This window comes from Enterococcus sp. AAFC-DPL-6103 (assembly GCF_058216595.1).
Map to the genome: position 1 here is coordinate 206,260 of NZ_CM177102.1, position 23,281 is coordinate 229,540.

Genomic DNA, 23,281 nt, shown 5'->3' on the forward strand with positions numbered 1-23,281 from the left:
AAAACTATTCAAGCAATGGCTTTTACCTTGTTTGAATAGTTTTTTTATTTATACTAGTAAGAGAAACCGTTATGAGGAGGTAAATAATGAGTAATAAACGCTTTTTTAATTATGACCAGAATTTTTGGTTAAACATTCAAAGAGACAATGTTATTGGTGTTAAAAACCTAAAAGAAGAGTACAAGTTAAGTGATGAGATGTTGACTTACTCTCTTGATAAAAATGAACGCGCACGTGTGGAGTATGATGTGCTCGATGAGGCGATGCTTCTTGTTTACAATGTTCCTCATCAAAGAAAAAGTGAAAATCATTACGAGACAACACCAATGGCTTTTATTTTGAAAGAAAATGGGATTTTTACATTTACTACAGAAAATACTGGTTACGTAGTACGTCTTATGGAGTCGTTGCTACAACGTACGCCGAATATGAGCGTATACAGCCTATTGTTTCAAACCTTATTTTTAATATCAGATTCCTTTTTCCCATTAGTTGAAGAAGTAAATAGTGAGCGGCAAAGATTAAATCAAAAGTTACGAGAAAAAACCAGTAATCAAAACTTGTTACAATTATCTGATTTAGAAATCGGATTAGTTTATTTAGTGACAGGAACAAAACAAAATGCCGTGTTGATTGAGCAAATAAAAGCATTGGCTATCTATCGTAAAATGTCTGAAGGCGAAAAAGAACAACTGGATGACGCATTGATCGAGGCGAAGCAAGCAGTCGAGATGACGAACTTGGCATCTCAAATTTTAGATCAGTTATCTGGAACTTATAATAACTTGCTGAATAACAACTTAAATGACACGATGAAATTTTTAACTGTCTGGTCATTATTATTGACTGTTCCGACAATCGTCACTGGCTTTTTTGGAATGAACTTACAGTTACCCTTTACTCATTCCGTGTTTGGCTGGGGAATTGCTTTGGTTATTAGTTTAGTTTTGTCGGTTTGGATGCTAGTCGCTTTGTGGCGGCGCATCAAATAGTTATTCTTCAATAATCAGTCCCAAGTTAGCGGCGATGACTAAAGCTTGTTCTTGGTCAACCAACAAACCCGCGAGATTTTCTAGAGAAAGTGCAATTTTAGTAAAATCATTTGTTCTAAAATCTAACTCTTTTAGAGGGGTACGGAACCAATTAGAACCTGTGAGTTGGTTGCTACTTAAAGCTAAGTTTTTCCAACGAACCTCATAAAATTCGGTGTCTTCCAATTGACAATCAGAAAAGCGGACTGTTTTTAAATTCGTGTTACTGAAAGAAGCCATTGATGCTAAACACTCATTGAACGAGCAATCACGAAGGTAGCTTTCCGCAAAATTTGTTCCGGTTAACTTACATTGCTGAAAAGTCACCTGATGAAAACTTGCGCCAATCCATTCCAAATTGGAAAAATCACAGTGGTCGAAAATGACATTGCTACATTCAAAATTTTCCAAAATAGTCTTTTGCATGGTTAGTTTTTGAATGTGACTATCTCTTATAATCAAATTCTTTGCTGACAAATAACTTTGGTCGCTATCTTTGACTAAAAGATTTGAAAAAAGTTCTTCATCTTCTAAATAAAAATTGCCTTCTTCTAGGTGAGATAAGATAGGTGAAATAGGATCATTCTTTTTCATAAATTGCCTCCAAATTATTTTCTTATCTTAAAGATAAATAAAATTAAGAAAAAATGCTAGATTATCTTATTAAAATAGATCCTTTATTTTAATAAAGAGTTGACATGTTCAAGGGAATTTGATAAACTAGTGGAGTTGAGAAATAAAAGCAGAAGCACGCGCTTCTCGCCTTAGTTGACGTAGTCACTGGGCTAGATAGTTTTCGCCGGTTATTTAGGTGGATTATGCGCGGGTTCTGATAAAAAGAACTCGTTTTTTTATTACCGAAAATTCGGTAAGCTTTTCTTTCTCTCATAATATTTGGAGGTGAATGACCATAGCAAAGGATATGATGGTTAACGACGGCATTCGTGCACGAGAATTACGATTGATCGGTTCAGAAGGCGAGCAGTTAGGTGTTAAAACAAAAGCAGAAGCATTACAAATTGCTGAACAAGCAAACTTGGATCTTGTGTTAGTTGCCCCAGGTGCGAAACCACCAGTTGCGCGAATCATGGACTACGGTAAATTCCGTTTTGAACAACAGAAGAAAGACCGTGAAGCGCGTAAAAAACAAAAAGTGATCAATGTTAAAGAGGTACGTTTAAGTCCGACAATTGACGTAAATGACTTCAATACAAAACTTCGTAATGCACGTAAGTTCTTAGAAAAAGGCGATAAAGTGAAAGCTTCTATCCGTTTTAAAGGCCGTGCCATTACCCATAAAGAGATTGGTCAAAAAGTCTTAAATCGCTTAGCTGAAGAAACTGCTGATATTGCAACAGTGGAACAAAAAGCGAAAATGGACGGACGCAGCATGTTCTTGACGCTGGCACCGAAAAACGACAGTAAGTAATTTGAATGACTAACTGATTGTTGAACAGTCAATGGTCGGATAACGAAAGATTTTGAGGAGGAAATATAGTCATGCCAAAACAAAAAACACACCGCGGATCAGCAAAACGATTCAAACGTACTGGTAAAGGCGGATTGAAACGTTACCGCGCGTTTACAAGTCACCGTTTCCACGGCAAAACAAAAAAACAACGCCGTCAATTGCGTAAAGCACGTATGGTTGCTAGTGGCGATTTCAAACGTATCCGTCAACAACTAGCAAAAATGAAATAAGCAACGCAAATTTAGAAAAATTTCAATGAGAAGATTTATTTTTAGGAGGAATTAAACATGGCACGTGTTAAAGGTGGAACAGTAACTCGTAAACGTCGTAAAAGAATGCTAAAACTAGCAAAAGGTTACTACGGTTCAAAACACACTTTATTTAAAACAGCAAAAGAACAAGTAATGAATTCATACAACTACGCATATCGCGATCGTCGTCAAAAGAAACGCGACTTCCGTAAATTGTGGATTGCACGTATCAACGCAGCGGCTCGTATGAATGGCTTAAGCTACTCAAAATTGATGCACGGCTTGAAATTAGCTGAAATCGACATCAACCGCAAAATGTTAGCTGACTTGGCTGTAAACGATGCAGCAGCATTTACTGCATTAGCTGACCAAGCAAAAGACGCTTTAGCTAAATAATTCAGATTTTCGTTAAGTATTCTTGATGAAATTCTAGTTAAGTAACTAAGTTAAAATCAATTTAGGCAGAGACTGCTTAAATTGATTTTTTTTTGCAGTTTTTATCAAGTAACGTAAATTGTTATTTTCACATAAATGTTGATCTACTTAAAAGTTACGAGGAAACGTTAGTCGATCTATTCTCACAGTCAAGCAATCTATTTACAGAAAACGAAAAATTATTTATCATGTAAATAAACGGTTAACAGGTTAAGGGAGAATAACATGGCATCCAAGTACGAAATAATCAAACAGGATATTATCAAAAAAATTGAATCAGGAGAATTTAGTGCAGGTGAAAAAATTTACTCAGAAGGTGATTTAAAAAAAATCTATGGCGTCAGTAACACAACAGTAGTAAAAGCATTAAATGATTTGGTCAATGAAGGTTACTTGATTCGTCGCCAAGGAGAAGGGACTTTTGTTAGAAAAAATCTGAAACACAGAAAGGTCTTTTTTTCTGAACAGCTTTCTTTACCAAATGATCCTAAGAAAAACTCAATTGAAAAAACGATCACTTTGAATTTTGGACAAATAAAGGACAAGTATATTGCACAACAACTGGGGGATAAAACGGGGCAAAGAACGCTAGTAAAAATAAGTCAGATTGCATTGACTAACGATCGTCCATGGAAAATACAAAATCGGTATCTTTTTCGAGATAAATTGGCAAAAGATTCTTTAGAACGTTGGGTGAATGGCGCAAGTCTGTCAGAAGAACTTGGGTTAGTTGGACACATGTCGAACCTTCCGATGACTATGGAAGTTCGAACGATTTTATTAAGAGAGGGAATGAAAGAACTTGAACCACTAAAGCTGATTGATAAAAGTTTTGGTGACGAAAAAATCTATTCTTTATTTGACATTCGGCGTTTGATTTCAGGAAATGATGGCATACCGATTGAGTACAGTCGAAGTTTTATCCATCCAGATTTCTATCAAATTGAAATTGTTGGAGAATAATTTTTTAGTAGAAAAATAATTGAATGTTTCAAACACTGAGAAGTTATCAACCCTTTTCAGTGTTTTTTTTTGTATAAAAAATAAAATAAGCAAATTACCTTCTGAAAAAGAAAGGGTTTACAAAGAATGAAAAATAAGCTAAGATGTTTTTACACCGGTTAACACGTTAAGTGATGGAGGGATTTTTTTGAAGGAAAAAAAGAGAGAAAAGTTATTGTCTAGTGAGAGATACTTTGGTCAAGGATTGATTTCAGAAGAAGTGATTGATCAAGCGATAGCTGATGTGGTGAGGAAAGTGAAAAAAAATATTTCTCAATTGAATGATCAATATCCTACACCAGCGACTAAGAATAATTCGTATGTACCAATGGCCAATACGGAATGGACAAATGGTTTTTGGACAGGCATTCTCTGGCTTTGCTATGAAGTTGCACAGGATGAAGATTTTAAACAAATGGCAGAAAAAAATGTTCAAAGTTTTATTCATCGGATGGATCAGAATATTGAGATTGATCATCATGATTTGGGTTTTCTGTACAGCTTGTCTTGTGTGAGTGCCTACAAACTTATGGATGACCAGCAAGCCAAGCAAGTGTCTTTAAAGGCAGCAGAAAAATTATTGTCACGTTACCAAGAGAAAGGGCAATTTATTCAAGCATGGGGGGAGTTAGGAAAACAAGATAATTACCGTTTGATTGTCGATTGCCTTTTAAATATTCCATTACTTTTTTGGGCAACAGAAGTGACGGAAGACAAAAAGTATCGTGAAGTCGCAATCAAGCACTACTATACGACTATTGAACATGCAATTCGGGAAGATTCTTCTGCTTATCATACATTCTTTTTTGATACGAAAGATGGACGGCCTCTTTATGGAAAAACACGTCAAGGCTATTCAGATTCATCAAGCTGGGCACGTGGACAATCTTGGTTAATTTATGGAATTGCACTTTTTCGTTCTTATTGTCCAAATGAACAGAATACTGAATTATTTGAAGCAGTCACAAATTATTTTTTAAATCGGCTACCAAAAGATTTTGTAAGTTATTGGGATTTGATTTTTACAGATGGTTCCAATCAACCCAGAGATACTTCGGCAACAGCCATTGCTGTTTGTGGAATGAATTTGATGGATAAATTTTTACCTGAAGCAAATCAATCCAAATTGGTTTACAAGTATGCACAACATTCAATGCTGAAAAGCTTAATCGAAAATTATACGGAATCTAAAACGGAAGGTATTACAGCTTTAATAAATGAAGGTGTGTATTCATGGCATAGTGGCAAAGGAGTAAATGAAGGGAATATTTGGGGAGATTATTTTTACTTGGAGGCTTTAGTTCGATTCAAAAAAGACTGGAAAATGTATTGGTAGAACAATAACAGGAGGGAAAAATATGGATAAACCAAATGTAAAAATGGTACGAGTAGATGCACGTCTGATACATGGACAAGGGCAACTGTGGATCAAAAGCTTAGGAGTCAATTTAGTGATTTGTGCAAATGATAAAGCAGCCGAAGATAGTGTACAACAAATTTTAATGAAGACAGTTTTACCTAAAGATATCAACGTTCGATTTTGGACAATTGCACGAACTGCCGAAGTGATTTGGAAAGCAGCTCCGCATCAAACGATTTTTGTGGTTGTTGAAAATTTACACGATGCGTTAAAACTTTGCGAATTAGGTTTCCCAATGGAACAACTAAATATTGGGAACATTCATGCTGCTGAAGGAAAAGAAAAAATTTCTCAATTTATCTATTTGGGTGAAGAAGACAAAAATGACTTGAAAAAATTGAAAAATGAACATCACGTGATATTTACTACCAAAACGTCGCCAATGTCTAATGATGGCTCGCAGCATTTAGATGCTCTAATGGAAAAAATTAAAAACAGCTAATTTAGAGAGGAAATAAAAAATGGAGATTACATTAGTACAAGGAATACTTATAGGATTAATTACTGCATTTTGTTATTCTGGACAATTATTGGGAATCTATACGAACCGAGCACTGGTCATGTCCTTTTTTGTTGGCGTTGTTTTAGGAGATATTCCAACAGCTTTGAAATTTGGTGCCTTAGCAGAGTTAGCTTACATGGGATTTGGTGTAGGTGCGGGTGGAACAGTTCCACCAAATCCAGTGGGTCCGGGAATTGTTGGGACGATTATGGCGATTACGTTGAGAGATCAAGGTGTAACAGCTGAGTCTGCGTTAGCATTGTCATTTCCATTTGCAGTTTTATTCCAATTAGTGACAACTGCATTGTATACGTTCTTTTCAGGAAGTGCTAAGTGGTCTAAAAATGCTATTGAAAGTGGACAATTTAAAAAATTCACACTTATTTCTCACTCAACTTATATTGCGTTTGCTTTAGCAGGGTTCCTCATTGGTATACTGGCAGCATTGAGCCGTCCAGGATTACAAGCATTTGTGGAAGCGCTACCTCAGTGGTTGATTAATGGTTTCTCAGTAGCTGGTGGGCTTATCCCAGCGATTGGTTTTGCAATGATCATGTCTGTCATGTTAGAAAAAAGTCTGATTCCATATGTGCTGTTAGGTTATGTTTGTGTAGCATATCTTGAGTTACCAACGATGGCAGTTGCAATGGTTGGTGCAGTTTTTGCACTGATCCAGTATTATGGAAAAGATAAAACGCCTGTAGGAGAGAAAAGCTTAGTAGCAAACAATCAAAGTTTATTAGATGAAGAGGAGGACTTCAGTAATGGAATCTAAAAACCTTAAATTGACACAAAAAGATTATATGATGACTGCTCTTCGGTCATACTTTCTACAAAATGCGTTTAACTATACCTCTTACCAAGGTGTGAGTTATTTAAATACGATTATGCCTGCTTTGAAGAAAATCTATAAAAACGATCCAGAAAAATTAAAAGAAACAGCAACAGCCAATTTAGAATTCTACAATACAAATCCTCAAATGGTACCGTTTATCACTAGTATGCAGTTAGCGATGTATGATAATGATCAAAGTATCTCGGATACTCGCAGTATCAAAATGGCACTCATGGGTCCGATGTCAGGAATTGGAGATTCTATCGCTCAGTTTGGGATTGCTCCCTTATTCTCAACGTTATTTGCAGGGTTAGCATTGGATGGTCTGGGATTCGCTCCAATGGGCTTTTGGTTCTCAATGGTAGTGACGATGCTAGCAATTAAAATTCTTATGGGCTATTTGGGATTCAAATTAGGCACTAGTGTTATTGAAACATTAAGTGATCGAATTGGAAAAATCTCTGCTGCTGCAAATATCGTAGGAGTAACAGTTATCTCAGGCTTAGCCACATCGTTTGTAAAAGCTAATATTGCTATTCAATACGCTAGTAAAGTGGAGTCGGGAGAAAAACAAGTCATTGCTATTCAAGATATACTGGACAAAATTATGCCGAATATGTTGGCTGTTCTACTTACTATCCTTGTGTTTTATTTGATTAAAAAGAAAAAATGGAACACATATCAGCTATTGGTACTGTTATTTGCAATTGGTATCTTAGCATCTGTATTTGGCATTTTGGCGTAGGCAATTTGAAGTCATTGAAGAAAAAAGGAGAAGAGAGTGGACTTTCAAAGAGTTGAGACATACCAACAGAAATTTTTCAAAGATGATTGGGTGTCAAATTATGCTGAGCAACAAAAAAAATTTTTAGAACCATTGTTTGCTCGAGTAGATTTCTTAATGAACGATCAGATTATTTATACTGATGCAATGGATATGGAAGCATGTTCAACACCTTATTCATTGAAGAATGCTGGTTGGAATAATTTTCCTGAAGAGGATCCAGAATGGTTATTCATGCTTAGCAGACATGGGTTTATGGTGGATCTAGCACAATGCTATGCTTTAACAAAAGAGCAATGCTATATGGAGAAATGGACAATGCTACTGTTGGATTTTATTACAAACTGCGAAAGCGATAGTCCAGCGAATGAAAATAGTTGGCGCCCGCTAGATGTTGGTCTGCGTTTAACTAATTGGATGAAAAGTTTAACTTATCTTCCCATTTCACACATGAAAAATGCGGAAGTTGAAAAAATGTTACACCGGTCAATCCAAGAACATCTTGTAATTTTAGAGAATAGTTACATTGATAAATATCGTCTGAGTAATTGGGGTGTTCTAGCAATCGGAGGGATGGCTGCGGTAGACTTGTTTTTCCCAGACTTGGTAACAGAAACGCAAAGAGCATTCATCTGGAAGCGATTGACGGAACAACTTGATTTACAGTTTTATGATGACGGTATGCATTGGGAGCAAAGCCCGCTCTATCAACATGAGGTTATCATGACTTATGTTTATTTATTACAGATTTCAGAGTATCTTGAGCAGCCTCTTCCTATAGATTTAAGGGGAAAATTAGCTCAACCTATCCAAACTACTTACTATTTAGCTGATAATCAAGAAAAGTTGCTTCCATTGAATGATAGTGATCACGTGGATTTTCATTACGTTTATGCTATTTATCGAAATCTAGGCTTTTTAAAAAAGAGGAAAAAGGATTCGAATCTGGCAGTCCTTTGGACAGGGAGCTTGTATTCTGATTATCCATCAGTAGGCATAAAACTAGCTCCTATTTTTGCCGGTCGAGATAGTGGAATGATGGTGTACAAAGATCAAGATATTTATTTTACACTTTTCAATGGTCTACATGGTAGCGGTCATGGGCATGCGTCAATAGGTAGCTTTACTTTACAGCTGGATGGACAGGATATAATCGTTGATAGCGGTCGCTATACTTATGTAAATAGTGAACAAAGAATTCAATTAAAGGAGCTAGCTGCCCATAATACGTTATTTGTTGCTAAGGAACCACATACTATAATTAGGGACACTTGGGGATATGATAAATTACCAAAGCCACTATTCCATAACATACGAAATATTCCTGAAGGTTTTTTTGCTGAATGTGGTTGGTCTGCTAAGAGTGATCAAGAATGGACGATTTTTGAACGACGATTTTTATATTTAGAAAAAATAAATTCTTTAATCATTTTAGATAACTTTTCTGGTCAAAAAAATACTGAGGTAACTTCTAGTTATAATTTATCCTCAATAGTTACTTCTCAAAAAATGGATAATCAAGTTCATATAAAAATCAAGGAAAATCAGTACAAGATTCATTTTTCTGAAGGACAAACGATGCAAGAAACTGCTGAAAGTTCAGAGATATATAACCAACTGACTACGCATCAACGAATCGAAAACAAAGTTCAATGCCAAGAAACAGCTCATACTTGGGTGACTGTAATCAGTCCAACAGATGTCAAAATTTCTCCAGTAGAAGTCAAACAGGTTGGTGAAACAAAAAAATTTGATCAAGCAATTGGCTTAAGATTGGAGAACCAAAAGGAGAAGTTTGATCTGTTCATACTGCAAGAAGATATTGTTAGCGGAAATAAACTGCTGGTTAGTGAATTCGACCAATTCTTTTATGGTCAGGTCGTACTAATTGATCAGGATGAAAGAATGCAAAGAATAAAGTAAAAGGATAGGAGATAGTACATGAAATTTTTGATAACAGGACATAATGATTTCTCAATTGGGATGAAAAGTGCATTGACAATGATTGCAGGATCTCTTGAAGAATTAACCATCGTTCCTTTTAGCGCAGAAGAAACAGTGGAATCTTATCGTAAAAAAATTGAGTTAGAACTACAGACAAAGGATAGTGTCATCTGTTTTACTGATTTATTGGGAGGCACGCCGTTTAAAATTTGTGTAGAATTAGCCATTACAAAAAATCAGGTTTTTGTATTGAGTGGTACCAATCTAGGGATGTTACTGGAAGCAAGTTTGTTGAGAGAATCGGTTAAAGAACCAGCTGAATTATGCCAGCTAGTTTTGCAGTCTGGTAAAGATAATATCACGCTGTTTAGTCAGAACACTAAGACTTTGATAGAAGAAATTTCTGAGTCAGGAATCTAATGTTGTTTATTGGAAACTGACATTTGTCAAATGACTAGAGAAATTAAGTTTGAATAAATAATAAAATCCCGCTCAGATGAGTGGGGTTTTATTATTTATCTATGAAAGAAAAAAGCAATACTCAATAGATAAGAGTATTGCTTGATAGATGTGGTTTAAGTATTTTTTAGTCAGGGCGCATCTCTTGCAAGAGCTTCACGCGACCACCGATTTGTTTGGCGAAAGTTTCAGATTTCTTTTTGTCTTTAAAAACGAGTAGATTGTCAGGATTCTTTTCACGAGTGCGGCAGCCAGTTTTGTCAATATAACCATGTAATACTTTAACAACGTACATGCTCATCACCTGCTTTTTTCTTATAATTATACGAACTTGACGGTATAAAACAAGAAAAATGCTTGGACATTTTTTATTTTTCTTTGGCATTGTCCAATTTTGCGTAGCTTTTAAAACGTGCATCAAGTGTTGGCAGAATTCGACTAAGCTTTAATAAACGCTGATTTTCTGCGGAGAGAAAACAATGTCTGCTGCTGCCAATCGTGCGTAATTTTTGATCTTCAGTACCATAAATCTGATAACTAAAGTCTAAGCGTGTACCAGTATATTTTTCAATTGTTGGATAAATAATAACTGACTCGCCATAGCGAATCATTTCTTTATATTGGCAACTGACTTCAAGGACGGGAATAATTATTCCAGTTTCTTCAATTTTTTGGTAACTAAAATCAAGGTGATTCAGTAATGCGACACGAGCTTCTTCAAACCAGCGAATATAATTGCTGTGATGAATAATCCCCATTTGATCCGTTTCGTAGTAAAAAGGTGTACGAAGATATCCTGTAAATTTGTCCATAATCAAACTCCTATTTTTATTCTGTACAAAAGTGTGCCATCCATTGTGGAATGGCTTGGCTAATCAGTGTCGGCAGTACGACATAGTGTGTTTGTGCTAAGTGATCTCCAATCAAGCTGTGTAAATAAACCGCGGCTGCGACCGTGTGATCGTTTTTAGAAAATTGGGCAAGAAAAGCCGTGATCATTCCTGCCAAGGTATCACCAGTTCCTCCGGTTGCCATTGCTGCAGACCCAGCCTGATTATAATAGATATTATCTTTATTATAAATAGTAGTTTGATGACTTTTAACAACAAGAATCGCGCCCAGTTCGCTTTGTTTCTCTTGATTTGAACGGTCTGTTTGCGCAGCAATAGAAATACCGCTTAGACGTTGCCATTCCATTTGATGCGGTGTTAATACAGTATGCTCAGGGTAAGGTAAAGAAAGTTTTGTTTCAGCAAGCAAAGTTAATGCAGAACCGTCAATAACTAACCACTGTTGTTTTGTTTGAACTTCTAAAATTGTTTGGAGTAAACCTAAACTGAGAGCAGAAGTACCTAATCCTGGACCAATCAATACCACATCAGCTTGTCGAATGGCTGTTAGACAAGTCGCTTGATCCTGCCAGTCAACAACCATTGCCTCAGGAAGATGAACATGGAGTGGAGCATGGTTCTTCTCATCGGTTATAACCGTGGTCAACCCAGCGCCACTATTAACTGCAGCTAAAGCACTCATGATAATTGCGCCACCATACTGCTGATTTCCTCCAATCAAAACAACTCGACCAAAAGTACCTTTGTGAGAGTGACTAGGCCGTTTAGTAATTACCTCTCGTAATAGTTGTTCATCAAGAATCATTAAATATCCCTCCAATAAGTTGAACGATTCGAGTATTTGTAAGGAACGGCAAACTGACGAAATTGTCAGACTTTTTGAACTATTTTTTTCTTGATTTTATGGTATCATAAAACACGAAGACTTAATAAGGTGGAGGATTAACTTTATGACAATTGATTGGCAAAAAGAAGTAGAAGCACGTAAAGAAGATTTGCTTGAAGATTTAAAAAATTTATTACGCGTCAACAGTGAACGTGATGATTCTAAGGTGACGGAAGATGCACCATTTGGTCCTGGCCCACGTGACGCATTAAAACATATGCTTGCTTATGGTGAACGCGATGGTTTTGTAGTGAAAAACGTTGATAATTATGCGGGACATATTGATATGGGTGAAGGCGATGAAACGTTAGGTATCTTTGGTCACATGGACGTTGTTCCTGCTGGTGATGGTTGGGATACCGATCCTTATGAACCAGTAATCAAAGATGGAAAAATCTTTGCTCGTGGGTCAAGTGACGACAAAGGTCCAAGTATGGCTGCTTATTATGCAATGAAAATTATCAAAGATTTAGACTTGAAATTATCTAAAAAAGTTCGCTTTGTTGTTGGTAGTGATGAAGAAAGTGGCTGGGGCGACATGGCGTACTACTTCGAACATGAAGAAGAGCCTGATTTTGGTTTTTCTCCAGATGCAGAATTTCCAATTATCAATGGTGAAAAAGGAAATGTTTCTTTAGGACTGCACTTCCAAGGAAATAATGCAGGCGACTATGTTTTAAAATCTTTCACTTCTGGTTTGCGTGAAAACATGGTTCCAGGAACAGCTGAAGCAAAACTTGAAGTACCGAATACTGATGCTGCAATCGCAATGGAAGAAGCATTCTTCAAATTTACGGAAGCAAATCCTGTTAGCGGAATGATTGAAGCAGATGGAACATTCGTATCAATTGAATTAGTCGGAAAAGGTGCCCATGGTGCAAGCCCTCAATCAGGAATCAATGCAGGAACATTTTTAGCAACATTCTTAGATACTTATGCTTTTGGTGGTGCTGCGAAACAATTTATCCATGTAGCCGCTGCTTATGTCCATGAAGATTTTTATGGTGAAAAATTAGGTGTGGCTTATGAAGATGAAAAAATGGGCAAACTAACGATGAATGCTGGATTATTTGCGTTTAAAGCAGACGAAGAAAGCACACAAGCAGAAAACTTCATCAATATGAACTTCCGCTTCCCTAAAGGAGTAACTGTTGAAGGATTAGAAATCGGCGTAGAAAAAACAGTTGGGATGGAAGGTGCTACTGTTACACGTGGCGCGCGTGTAATGGAACCACATTATGTGCCAATGGATGATCCATTGGTTGCAACACTCTTACAAGTTTATGAAGATCACACTGGTGAAAAAGGCTATGAACAAATCATTGGTGGTGGGACTTATGGCCGCTTATTAAAACGTGGTGTTGCTTATGGGGCAATGTTCCCAGGCTATACAGATACAATGCACCAGGCAAATGAATTTATGAGCCTCGATGACTTGTTCAGAGCAACTGCAATTTATGCAGATGCCATTTATCGTTTGGCGAAGTAAAAGTTGTGATTAGTCAACTAAAATAAAAAGGTGAGACAGAATTTTTTCTGTCTCACCTTTTTATTTGACTATTTTTTTAGGTGGAATAAGGCAAGCAAAACCACCTAATATAGCAAACGTGGTGACGATTTGTGTCCGATAAGTAAACCAATGATGGATTTGTGAGTGGTTAGCTAAAACGTTATACCAAATATAAGGTGTGATGGCAATAAGTAAGAACACTAAAACAAATTGAAACGGTAAATGCTCTGTTCGGTTTTTATATGCAAGATATAGGAAAATAAAACAGGTTATTGCTAACAATAAGATAATTACTTTAGGATACATTAAAGTGAAGTTGTCCTTAAGCATTGCTAATCGATGTAAAGGATATTTTTCATTTCCCTCTGTTCGAAAAAGAATCTGATTGAAAGCATCCTTTACGATATTTTGTTTAAGAATGACTGAAGAAATGATCCATTTACTCAACCAAGTTAAGCCGTAGCCGATTGACCAGAAAAAACCAGTGGATAAGAATATTTCTATTTTTTTGCCTAAAGAAGTATCCTGCTTTTTAACATCTTTACTATTTAGATAGAAAAGGACAACAATCGGAATTCCCCAAGAAATCAAAGGTGTTGTTAGTAAATCAAAAAAGTTTGCTAGAGAACCAATACTAAAAAAATAAAGAAGAATGCTACTTTTGTCTTGAAATAGTTTTGGTTTTACTAAAAGTAATAATAAAGCGAATAAGGTCAGAATCAAAATATTTGAAAACTGCATACTGAAAAAGAAAACTGACACGTTAGCTGCAGCTAACGACAATAAGAAAGCAATCCCCAAATAAATGTCTGTTCTTTTTATTAAAAAGTAGGAGACAATTCCAATCAAAAGAAATAAAAGAGAAGCATAAATCATTCGGATACTGCCAAGAGACATAGCTGCTAACAATGGACGTAAAAATACTTGATAACCATGCCAATACCGAGGATAGCCGTTTATCGACATAATATTTTCTACAAGGGATAATTTATGATCTTTAATTGATTTCTTTACCATCAACTTGTCTGTAAAATTATCTAATTTTGTACCATTTTCATTCGCTGAATTGATTGTAGGATAATTGCCTTCTTTTTCAAATATTTTGACTGAACTGGTTACATGAGACGAAAGAAAACGATCTGGAATGCTATAAGCGATAGTTAAAGTTAGACAATAACTAAAAATTAATAAAAAGAAAATAATCGTAGTTTTTTTAATTAGTTTCATAATCGACTCCTTCTTTTTTTTCAAAATCAAATTTGATAAATGGTATCAAAAGATAAATAGGTAGCCCCAATGCTAAAATAAAGACATAGCGTAAGCTAAACGCAACAGGAGTGGCAATCATGATAGTTAGAAAGACAAGTATTCCTGGTGATAGAAGTAATAAAAATCGATATTTTTTTTGAGATAGTAAAAGAAAAACACTAAAAATAAGTAACCATAATAAGGTGCCAGAACCCAAAAAATTTCGTGCGTCAATCAATTTTGTTGTGCTTGAGATACCCATAAAACGCTCAATTAAATTAATTTGAGTGATACCATAATTATTGGTGTTGACACGAGTATCAAGAAAACCATAGTTATTTTTTACGCCAGGAACCCAAAAACCAAATGTTTCTAGAATATAAGCGTCAGTGTAAATAGAAAGGTTTTTTGGTAAATTTCTACCCCATAAGAGTAAGAATTCTTTATTATGTTCGTCTAAGAAAGTATTGTTAAAATTTTTATGCCATTTAATGGAGTCAGCTAGACTTGGTGTATAAGCTTCATAGTCTTGTAGAGGTAGGATTTTATCCATTAAGGCTAAATCATCTTTAGCTAAATCTCCATCCATAACGATTGCTCTGGTGATCTGTTGCATTGGTACGCCTAATCGTTCAGCGGAAGCTGTTGGAACTGCATATCTAGTCATGAGTGGTTGAATAACTAAGACTGTGAGTAAAAGATAACCTGCAATCACTTGGGAAATGGCTTTGATTTGTCGGTTCTTGAGTGAAATAACTAGAGCAATAATTCCTGTCCCCACCACAACATACAACCCATTATTTCTTAGATAAGTGGTTAGTAAAGCAAACAAAATAATAACTAATTTTCTTGTGAAATTCACTTTACTCTCAACGATAAAATCAAATAATGTTAACGAGAATAATAGACATGCAATAGAAAACAAAATATCTTTTTGCATATTCAATGCATAGATTGGAAAAACAGGTGCTAAAGCAAAGTAACTAGTTGCGAGAAGAATGACAAATTTATTCACTTTCTTTTTTAGTAACCAGCAGAGAGAATAACTGATGGTAGTTGCTAAAAGAATTGATTGTATAATTGAAAAAAGGAAAACGCCATGATTGATGCTCTTAGTAGGCAAATCATGAACGAAAAATTTTACGATCAATGTAAATAGAACTGGATGATGATTATTTATTGATTGATCTCCCATCGCTTGTGCGACTGAACTTAATGAATCAGGTAAAACTACACCAGGATATAAAGTTAGCGCATAAGGACTCCAACAAATTAATAGAAGTAGTGTGAAGAAGATGAAGTATCTACCAAACGAAAAATACTGAGTTTCAAATCTTTCCAGTTTCACTTTCATCTTAGGTAATAAGATTTGTGCATATTGTAAAATCAAAAAGAAATAAAATAACATTGCAACAAAAAGTGTGAATTGAAAAATACCGAAAGAATCAATTGTTGTTTCGTGATAGTTTCCAGAGACCCTTTCAAAATGAATCCGATTTTTAGTCATTAAAGTCAGTGCAAAAATCATTGAAAAAATCACATTTAAAAAAGCAAGTCTAGGTTGTTTAAATGATAACAGATGTTTTCCTTCTTGCATCAATGCGATTAGAAGTAATCCTACTAGAGATATAATAACTACTGGATTCAGTGAACCAAAGCCGTAAGCTGTTAAAAATGAGAGGAAAAAAGTAGCCAATAGTAATAGAAACTTAGAAAAAGGATAGGCGATAGTTAAATTCATACGAACCTCCTCAAACTACTTTTCTTTTTGTTGTTCATGGTAGACATGGTATAAATTCAGCTCGTATTCTTTTTTTGCATTCGACACGACAGTATCTAAGATCAAACCAGTAATCAAAGAAAGCATAGCCATTGTCATTAACCCAGTGCTCAGAATAGCAGAAGGAATACGTTCGATGAATCCTGTCACCATAAACTCACGTATAACTGGAATACCTACAAGTAAACCTAATACGAAGAAAAGGATTGTCCAAATACCAAAAAAAAGTAATGGTTTGTAGTCTTTACACATCTTGATAATCATCATAATTACTTTAAAACCATCTGAAAAAGTATTTAATTTTGACTCGCTACCTTCTGGGCGGTCACGGTAGTCAATTGGTACTTCGACTAGTTTGAATTTTTTATCCAAAGCATGGATCGTTAATTCAGTTTCGATTTGAAAACCAGAGCTCATAATCGGAAAGCTTTTGACGAAAATTCGATTGAAACCGCGATAACCAGTCATAACATCTTTAATGTCTGTTTTATATAATTTTGCGATCGAGTTTTTGACTAGGTTATTACCAAGATCATGAAAGGGCCGTTTGTTTTCATCAAAATACGTACCGTTTGATAAACGATCACCGATTACCATGTCAGCTTCACCAGAACGTAATTTTTCTAATAAGCCATGAACAGCTTCAGCTGGGTACGTATCATCGCCATCAACCATCAAGTAATAATCGGCATCAATATCAAAAAACATTTGGCGAATCACGTTTCCTTTACCTTGTCGTGGTTCTTTTTTGACGATAGCGCCACCTTGAATGGCAAGATCATAGGTTTTGTCGGTTGAATTATTGTCATAAACATAAATATCTGCCTCAGGTAGTTCCCGTTTAAAATCAGCAATAACTGTTGAAATCGTTGCTTCTTCATTGTAGCAGGGAATCAATACAGCAATTTTTTCACGTTGTTCCATGTTGCACTCTCCTTAATTTAAAAACTAGTTTAAGAATAACGTATATTAGCTTAGAATGCTAGATAAGTTCAGATAGATAAAAATCATTTTTGCTAAAAGTAAAGTTATTTTTTAACGAAAAAGTCCCTTAGAAAAAATGCAGATTTTTTCTAAGGGAGAGGTGTTTTTCGTCTTAAAAAGTGGATTCATACTTTTCTCGGGAAATATCTAACACAGTTCCAGTATGAGCATCGGCTAAGAATTCATAGTAGACGATTTCGCCATCTTCCATTCGAGAAATTCCCCCGCGATAACCATTTGAGTGGATCGCAAATTTTCTAATTGGTTCTTTTTCAAAAGAGATCCATGAACCTTCAATTGAGCCTTCTTTTAAAAAGGCATTTTTAATCTTGGAAAGGACTTGATCCGCGGTCAATGATTTTTTGTGATGATACCAGACTGTGGAAGCAACACCAGTTAAGAGACCAAGGCCAACACCAAGCACTAATCCGCCTTTAAAATAATTGTAGTCTTTTTCTTTGGACATTCAGGTAATCCTCCTTCTTTCACTTCATGTATCTGGGTTTATTCTACCATACTCTCGGTTTTTCTCAGAAATAAATAACCAATCTTTCGCAAAATAAGTTATAATGAAAACGTCGATTTATTCGGAGAAAACTTTTTTTGAATGGATCAAATAAAAGTCTGAGAGGAGTTTAGTCTGAAATTTAGACGATATATTATGGAAGAAAAAACATTTCAACGTATTAAAGAACTAACTGAATTACAAGGAACAAGTGGATTTGAACAAGATATTCGTGCATACATGGAAGGACACATGGAACCATTAGTGGATGAGTTACAACTAGATGGTCTTGGTGGCATTTTTGGGTTGCGTAACCATGAAGATGCAGATGCACCACGAGTAATGGTGGCAGCACACATGGATGAAGTTGGATTTATGCTAACTCAAATCCAAGATAATGGTTTATTTAAAGTAGTTCCTTTAGGTGGCTGGAATCCTTATGTTGTTTCGGCACAACGTTTTACTTTGAAAACATCATCTGGTAAAAATTATCCTTGTATTTCTTCATCAGTTCCACCACATTTACTACGTGGAACAAGCGGTCAAAAATCAGTCGAAGTAACAGATATTTTATTTGATGCAGGATTTGAATCACGTGAAGAAGCCATGAGCTATGGCGTCTTACCTGGTGATACGATCGTACCTTTTGCTGAAACGATCAAAACGGCAAATGGGAAAAATATTATCAGCAAATCTTGGGACAATCGTTATGGTTGTACAATGGTTTTAGAAGCACTAGAAGCGTTACAAAATGAAAAATTAGGCCACACTTTGATTGCAGGGGCGAATGTGCAAGAAGAAGTTGGCTTGCGTGGATCAAAAGCATCTGTCAATAAATTTAAACCTGATTTATTCTTTGCGGTAGACTGCTCTGCTGCAGATGATACTGTAACGAAAAAAGGAACCTTTGGACACTTAGGCGAAGGTACACTGATGCGTATCCAAGATCCTGGTTTGATCATGTTGCCTCGTTTACGTGAATATCTGTTAGATGTTGCAGAAACAAACAATATCCCGTACCAATACTTTGTTTCAAAAGGTGGAACAGACGCAGGTGCTGCTCATACTCAAAACGAAGGAATCCCAAGTACAGTTATTGGCGTAGTAGGACGTTACATCCACACACACCAAACAATGTTTAGCATCAGCGACTTTGAAGCAGCAAGAGAAATGCTGATTCAAACACTGAAAGGCTTAGACAAATCAACTGTAAATACGATTGTTTACGGAAAATAATTGAAGCTAAATATAAGAAATCTGATAAGATAGAAATTTTCTATTTTATCAGATTTTTTTATCAAAACAAAAATCTTCAAACGTTTGTCAGTTTGTGAGAAAGGTGTATAATTTAAGTAAAGATGATAGTAGGAGGAAAGAAAACGGATGATTATTCCAAAAAGTCTAGAGGAATTAGCAAGTTATGTAGAAAAAGGAAAAAACGTATTTTTCTTTACAGCCGATTGGTGCGGTGATTGTCGTTTTATCAAACCACAGCTACCAGAAATTGAACAAGATTTTTCTGATTGGCATTTTATTGAAGTCGATCGTGATAAATATATCGATATTGCTGCAAATTGGAGTATTTTTGGTATCCCTAGTTTTGTAGTCATTGAAGATGGTAAAGAGTTAGGACGATTAGTGAATAAAAATCGTAAAACGAAGCAAGAGATTGAAGATTTCCTAAAAAGTGTCACAGTTGATTAACATCTATTAGGAGGGGTCGAAATGGATCAAGAGTATAAAAATATTTTAGTAGGTATTGATGGTAGCGAACAAGCCAATGCTGCATTTAAAAAAGCAGTAGAGGTTGCTCGTCGAAATAACGGAACAGTTTATGTGGCCAACGTGATTGACCAACAATTTTATAATTTTATGGGTTATGCACCAATGGATCAAAATTTGATCGATCAAGGAACGGAAAACGCTAAAGAAATGATTCAAAGTTGTAAAGACTATGGAAAATCAGTCGACTATATAAAGATTGAAGGAATTATAGCTTACGGGTCAGTTAAAGAAGCAATGGCTGTTAATTTACCAAAAAAATATCAGATTGACCTTATCATGGTTGGGCAATCTGGCTTAAATGCTGTTGAACGTTTTATGACCGGTAGCGTGGCTAGCCATGTTATTCGTCGAGCACCTTGTGATGTATTGATTGTGACCGAAGAAAAAGACGAGGAAGCATAGAATCTTCGCTTTCTTTTACTCAATGATTGTTGAAAAGTACTATGTTGAAAAAAGTGGGTGGCAAACTCAAAAGTTGACTTTTGTCACTCCCTTTTTTTGGTCATTTTTCATGACGCGAATGAAAAAAATCTCATGCAGAAGTGTGTTTTTTTTGTTAAGATAAACCCCAGCAAGAGATAATGGAGGAAAGAACATGATTTTTGCTTATAACAAAGCACACGTCGGAGATACCTTAATGGTAGTTGTAGCCGACGACAAAGGAACTGAAAATAAAGTTGAACGGAAATGGAATGTAGCTCAAGTGAAAGATGCTTCTGGTCAAATCGTTGCTTGGAACTTTTTCCACATTTCTGATCATTTGGCTATTGAAGGAAATGGACAAGTAACAATTAACCAAGAACAATTAGCGGAATTAAATCGTTTGATTAAAGAAGCTGGTTTTACCGAGACATTGATTGCGGATAATGAACCTAAAATTGTTGTTGGCTATGTTAAAACATGTGTCCCACATCCTGATTCTGATCATTTATCCATTACAGAAACAGAAGTTGATAATGGAAATGTTTTACAAATCGTTTGTGGCGCGCCCAATATCGAAGCTGGACAAAAAGTGGTTGTGGCAAAACCAGGCGCAATGATGCCTGATGGCTTGATGATTTGGCCTGGATCATTACGTGGCGTAGAGAGCTACGGTATGATCTGTTCGGCTCGCGAATTACATTTGCCAGATGCGCCAACAGAAAAAGGAATTTTAGTCTTACCAGAAGATGCAGTTGTTGGTGAAGCATTTCCTAAATAGAAATTAAATGAATGGAAAAAGGTGGGACAAAACGTCGTTTCGTTTTGTCCCACCTTTTTTGTTACACATTATTATTGATTTGAATTATTTTGTTTCAATGAAGATTGATCGATTGTCAATTCTACCGTAGTAGTTTTTTCTTCAGATCCTCGGTAGTAAGTTACTTTGACACTGTCACCAACTTTTTTCTTGTAAAGTGCAGTTTGTAACTCTACGCCAGAAGAAACTTCAGTATCATCAATTTTAGTGATAACGTCGTATTGTTTCAATCCTGCTTTTTCAGCAGGAGTAGCTGCTTGAACATTAGTTACGATGACACCATTTGTCACTGAAGTTGGAATCTTCAATACTTGTTCTTGTTGTTGTGTAGAGATAGCAGACAAGTCGACCATTGTGATTCCTAGTGCAGGACGGGTTACTTTTCCATCTTTTTCTAATTGATTGATTACATTCACTACATCATTACTTGGAATTGCAAAGCCCATGCCTTCCACATTTACGTCAGATGAAGATTCTGATGTACTAGCAATCTTGCTTGAGTTGATTCCGATTACTTGTCCTTCAATGTTTACTAATGGACCACCTGAATTCCCAGGATTGATTGCCGCATCGGTTTGGATTGCATTGATATTGACTGTTTCGTTTGATTCGTTGGTACTAGTTACTTGACGATTTAAAGAAGAAACGATACCTGAAGTTACTGAGTTAGCATAAGCTGAGCCAAGTGGCGAACCGATCGCAATAGCAGGCTCACCAACTTTTAAGGATTCAGAGTCACCAAATGAAGCAACTGTATCGACTTTATCAGCATTGATTTTTAGTACTGCTAAGTCAGAATAAGCATCCGTTCCCACTAATTCGGCCTTTACTTTACTTCCGTCTTTCAGTAAAACTTCTAAACCTTGTTGGCCATCGACTACGTGATTGTTTGTAACGATATAGGCAGAGTTTCCATCTTTCTTATAAATGACACCACTACCTTCGCTATAAGCTTCTAAATTCTCATCAGAACTGCTTTGTTCCTGTTGTCCAAAGAGCTGACCGAATTCGCTTGATTGATTTTGGTTTTGCAAATTGATGACTGAAACGACAGCGCCTTGTACTTTATCAACAGCACTAGTAATATCAGATTCAACATTAACTTTGACATTCTCAACGACTGTTTCACCAGCAGAATTTTGATTGCCGCTTGCGCTGGTTGAAGAAGTTGTAAAAGACGAGCCCATAGCACCATAAAATATACCTGCAGTAATCAATCCGCCAAGGACACCACCAACGAGGCCAAGTCCTAACTTTCTCCAAAATCCCTGATTATTTTTTTTCATTTTAGGTGTCACATCTTTTTTATCCATGTGTTCCTCCTCCGTTCACTTTTTTATCTATCATTAGTATAGACTCATTTGATAAATTTAGTCTACTTTTAGACTGTGAACTTTTTATGAAAAACTTTAGGAAAAATATTTGTTTACAGATGAAAAAATTTAGTTGTTGTTTTCCACAGTAGTTGTGCAAAACTTTTTGTTTTTATTGAGGAAAACTAAGTATGAAAGTTATACACAGGGTGTTGATAAAGTGGATAAAAATGGGAGAAACATATGTTTGTATCAAAAATAGTGATAAAACAAGGAAAAAAACAGGGATTTCTGTGGATAAACCTGTGGATGTTGTGTATAACTATGTGTGCAAAACTTTTCCACTTGTGCGGAAGAAAAAAAGAAAAAAGCATGATAAACTAAAGTGAAATGTTAATAGCAGTAATTTTGTGTGGATAAAGGGGTAGAAGATGAATATTAAAATAATATCTGTTGGGAAATTAAAGGAAAAGTATCTAATTCAAGGAATCAACGAATATGTAAAACGTCTTGGGGCGTATGCAAAAATGGAATTGATTGAAGTGCCTGATGAAAAAGCGCCAGAAAATTTAAGTGATGCACAGATGCAACAAGTCAAAGACAGGGAAGGTGAGCGTATTCTTTCGAAAATCAAAGAACATGATTATGTCTTTGCATTGGCAATTGATGGAAAAAACCCAACGAGTGAAGCATTTGCAAAACAAATTGATCAATTAGGTATCCAAGGGAAAAGTCATCTGACATTTGTGATTGGTGGGTCACTTGGGCTAAGCGAGTCTGTGGTGAAACGAAGCAATACGCAAATCTCATTTGGTAAAATGACTTACCCACACCAATTGATGCGCCTTATTTTAGTGGAACAAATTTACCGTGTGTTTCGGATCAATACGGGGGCTCCATACCACAAATAATGATATTTTTTAAGAGAAAAAATTATTAGTGAAATTCTCACGTTAATGTTTTAGTTAAAGCTATCAAGCCACAAGAGCTAATTCTATAAAAAAAAATAAAACATGAAAAATTTATTGGAGATTTATACCCTCAT

26 protein-coding genes and 1 other annotated feature are annotated in these 23,281 nt (G+C 35.8%); of the genes, 17 read left to right on the forward strand and 9 right to left on the reverse strand.

Annotation, left to right across the window (positions count from 1 at the left end; translation table 11 throughout):
• The first annotated feature begins 86 nt into the window (after positions 1-86).
• Entirely contained in the window at positions 87-992 is a 906-nt protein-coding gene (locus tag AC4BC3_RS01045) for a magnesium transporter CorA family protein (protein ID WP_490466735.1), read from the forward strand.
• On the opposite strand, the gene AC4BC3_RS01050 is transcribed toward AC4BC3_RS01045, so the two are convergent.
• A complete protein-coding gene (locus AC4BC3_RS01050; protein ID WP_206910140.1) occupies positions 993-1,625 on the reverse strand; it encodes a pentapeptide repeat-containing protein in 633 nt (210 codons plus the stop codon). It abuts the gene before it with no gap.
• A 140-nt stretch (positions 1,626-1,765) separates the two neighbouring features.
• Positions 1,766-1,892 (forward strand) — a sequence feature (ribosomal protein L20 leader region).
• A 43-nt stretch (positions 1,893-1,935) separates the two neighbouring features.
• Here AC4BC3_RS01050 and infC point away from each other — a divergent pair.
• The 10 genes from infC to AC4BC3_RS01100 all read left to right on the forward strand — a co-directional run bounded on the left by infC (position 1,936) and on the right by AC4BC3_RS01100 (position 10,095).
• Entirely contained in the window at positions 1,936-2,460 is a 525-nt protein-coding gene (infC, locus tag AC4BC3_RS01055) for a translation initiation factor IF-3 (RefSeq protein WP_067483298.1), read from the forward strand.
• Between the two features lie 71 nt (positions 2,461-2,531).
• Positions 2,532-2,732: a 50S ribosomal protein L35 gene (gene rpmI, locus AC4BC3_RS01060; protein ID WP_067483297.1), complete on the forward strand. Its 201-nt coding sequence runs from the start codon at positions 2,532-2,534 to the stop codon at positions 2,730-2,732.
• A 57-nt stretch (positions 2,733-2,789) separates the two neighbouring features.
• On the forward strand, positions 2,790-3,149 hold the full coding sequence (rplT, locus tag AC4BC3_RS01065; RefSeq protein ID WP_144776139.1) for a 50S ribosomal protein L20: 360 nt from the start codon (positions 2,790-2,792) through the stop codon (positions 3,147-3,149).
• Between the two features lie 264 nt (positions 3,150-3,413).
• Entirely contained in the window at positions 3,414-4,151 is a 738-nt protein-coding gene (locus tag AC4BC3_RS01070; protein ID WP_490466736.1) for a GntR family transcriptional regulator, read from the forward strand.
• 187 nt (positions 4,152-4,338) lie between these two features.
• Positions 4,339-5,526 carry a glycoside hydrolase family 88 protein gene (locus AC4BC3_RS01075; protein WP_490466737.1) on the forward strand — a complete coding sequence of 396 codons (1,188 nt, stop codon included), beginning with the start codon at positions 4,339-4,341 and terminating at the stop codon, positions 5,524-5,526.
• A gap of 22 nt (positions 5,527-5,548) precedes the next feature.
• Entirely contained in the window at positions 5,549-6,052 is a 504-nt protein-coding gene (locus tag AC4BC3_RS01080; protein WP_206910134.1) for a PTS sugar transporter subunit IIB, read from the forward strand.
• Positions 6,053-6,071: 19 nt separating this feature from the next.
• Positions 6,072-6,887: a PTS mannose/fructose/sorbose/N-acetylgalactosamine transporter subunit IIC gene (locus AC4BC3_RS01085; protein ID WP_206910132.1), complete on the forward strand. Its 816-nt coding sequence runs from the start codon at positions 6,072-6,074 to the stop codon at positions 6,885-6,887.
• Entirely contained in the window at positions 6,877-7,692 is an 816-nt protein-coding gene (locus AC4BC3_RS01090) for a PTS system mannose/fructose/sorbose family transporter subunit IID (protein ID WP_490466738.1), read from the forward strand. Before AC4BC3_RS01085 ends, AC4BC3_RS01090 begins: the two co-directional genes overlap by 11 nt.
• 36 nt (positions 7,693-7,728) lie before the next feature.
• On the forward strand, positions 7,729-9,654 hold the full coding sequence (locus AC4BC3_RS01095) for an alginate lyase family protein (protein WP_490466739.1): 1,926 nt from the start codon (positions 7,729-7,731) through the stop codon (positions 9,652-9,654).
• Positions 9,655-9,672: 18 nt separating this feature from the next.
• Positions 9,673-10,095: a PTS sugar transporter subunit IIA gene (locus AC4BC3_RS01100; protein WP_206910127.1), complete on the forward strand. Its 423-nt coding sequence runs from the start codon at positions 9,673-9,675 to the stop codon at positions 10,093-10,095.
• 166 nt (positions 10,096-10,261) lie between these two features.
• On the opposite strand, the gene AC4BC3_RS01105 is transcribed toward AC4BC3_RS01100, so the two are convergent.
• The 3 genes from AC4BC3_RS01105 to AC4BC3_RS01115 form a co-directional block, all read right to left on the reverse strand.
• Positions 10,262-10,429 (reverse strand): hypothetical protein, encoded by a 168-nt coding sequence (locus AC4BC3_RS01105; RefSeq protein ID WP_172843716.1) that lies wholly within the window; start codon positions 10,427-10,429, stop codon positions 10,262-10,264.
• A 73-nt stretch (positions 10,430-10,502) separates the two neighbouring features.
• Positions 10,503-10,946 carry an acyl-CoA thioesterase gene (locus tag AC4BC3_RS01110; RefSeq protein WP_490466740.1) on the reverse strand — a complete coding sequence of 148 codons (444 nt, stop codon included), beginning with the start codon at positions 10,944-10,946 and terminating at the stop codon, positions 10,503-10,505.
• Positions 10,947-10,962: 16 nt separating this feature from the next.
• A complete protein-coding gene (locus AC4BC3_RS01115) occupies positions 10,963-11,790 on the reverse strand; it encodes an NAD(P)H-hydrate dehydratase (RefSeq protein ID WP_206910123.1) in 828 nt (275 codons plus the stop codon).
• Between the two features lie 145 nt (positions 11,791-11,935).
• Between AC4BC3_RS01115 and pepV the strand changes: the two genes are divergently transcribed.
• Positions 11,936-13,360, forward strand: a complete 1,425-nt coding sequence (gene pepV / locus AC4BC3_RS01120) for a dipeptidase PepV (RefSeq protein WP_206910120.1) — start codon at positions 11,936-11,938, stop codon at positions 13,358-13,360.
• 60 nt (positions 13,361-13,420) lie between these two features.
• Here the strand turns inward: pepV and AC4BC3_RS01125 are convergent, their stop codons facing one another.
• From AC4BC3_RS01125 to AC4BC3_RS01140, 4 genes are all read right to left on the reverse strand, one after another.
• Positions 13,421-14,608, reverse strand: coding sequence for a hypothetical protein (locus AC4BC3_RS01125; protein ID WP_490466741.1), 1,188 nt, complete (start codon positions 14,606-14,608; stop codon positions 13,421-13,423).
• Positions 14,595-16,370 (reverse strand): DUF6020 family protein, encoded by a 1,776-nt coding sequence (locus AC4BC3_RS01130; RefSeq protein WP_490466742.1) that lies wholly within the window; start codon positions 16,368-16,370, stop codon positions 14,595-14,597. The genes AC4BC3_RS01125 and AC4BC3_RS01130 overlap by 14 nt, the downstream gene beginning before the upstream one ends.
• Positions 16,371-16,385: 15 nt before the next feature.
• Positions 16,386-17,333: a glycosyltransferase family 2 protein gene (locus AC4BC3_RS01135; protein ID WP_206909445.1), complete on the reverse strand. Its 948-nt coding sequence runs from the start codon at positions 17,331-17,333 to the stop codon at positions 16,386-16,388.
• A 172-nt stretch (positions 17,334-17,505) separates the two neighbouring features.
• Entirely contained in the window at positions 17,506-17,859 is a 354-nt protein-coding gene (locus AC4BC3_RS01140; RefSeq protein ID WP_490466743.1) for a PepSY domain-containing protein, read from the reverse strand.
• Positions 17,860-18,054: 195 nt separating this feature from the next.
• Here AC4BC3_RS01140 and pepA point away from each other — a divergent pair, with 195 nt between their 5' ends.
• From pepA to ytpR, 4 genes are all read left to right on the forward strand, one after another.
• Positions 18,055-19,134, forward strand: coding sequence for a glutamyl aminopeptidase (gene pepA / locus AC4BC3_RS01145; RefSeq protein WP_206899439.1), 1,080 nt, complete (start codon positions 18,055-18,057; stop codon positions 19,132-19,134).
• A gap of 147 nt (positions 19,135-19,281) precedes the next feature.
• Positions 19,282-19,602, forward strand: a complete 321-nt coding sequence (locus tag AC4BC3_RS01150; RefSeq protein WP_206909443.1) for a thioredoxin family protein — start codon at positions 19,282-19,284, stop codon at positions 19,600-19,602.
• Positions 19,603-19,623: 21 nt separating this feature from the next.
• Positions 19,624-20,085: a universal stress protein gene (locus AC4BC3_RS01155; protein ID WP_490466744.1), complete on the forward strand. Its 462-nt coding sequence runs from the start codon at positions 19,624-19,626 to the stop codon at positions 20,083-20,085.
• Positions 20,086-20,278: 193 nt separating this feature from the next.
• Positions 20,279-20,884: a YtpR family tRNA-binding protein gene (gene ytpR, locus AC4BC3_RS01160; protein WP_206909441.1), complete on the forward strand. Its 606-nt coding sequence runs from the start codon at positions 20,279-20,281 to the stop codon at positions 20,882-20,884.
• A gap of 71 nt (positions 20,885-20,955) precedes the next feature.
• Here the strand turns inward: ytpR and AC4BC3_RS01165 are convergent, their stop codons facing one another.
• Entirely contained in the window at positions 20,956-22,236 is a 1,281-nt protein-coding gene (locus AC4BC3_RS01165; RefSeq protein ID WP_490466745.1) for a S1C family serine protease, read from the reverse strand.
• A 431-nt stretch (positions 22,237-22,667) separates the two neighbouring features.
• Here AC4BC3_RS01165 and rlmH point away from each other — a divergent pair, with 431 nt between their 5' ends.
• Positions 22,668-23,147, forward strand: coding sequence for a 23S rRNA (pseudouridine(1915)-N(3))-methyltransferase RlmH (rlmH, locus tag AC4BC3_RS01170; protein ID WP_490466746.1), 480 nt, complete (start codon positions 22,668-22,670; stop codon positions 23,145-23,147).
• Positions 23,148-23,281: the final 134 nt, after the last annotated feature.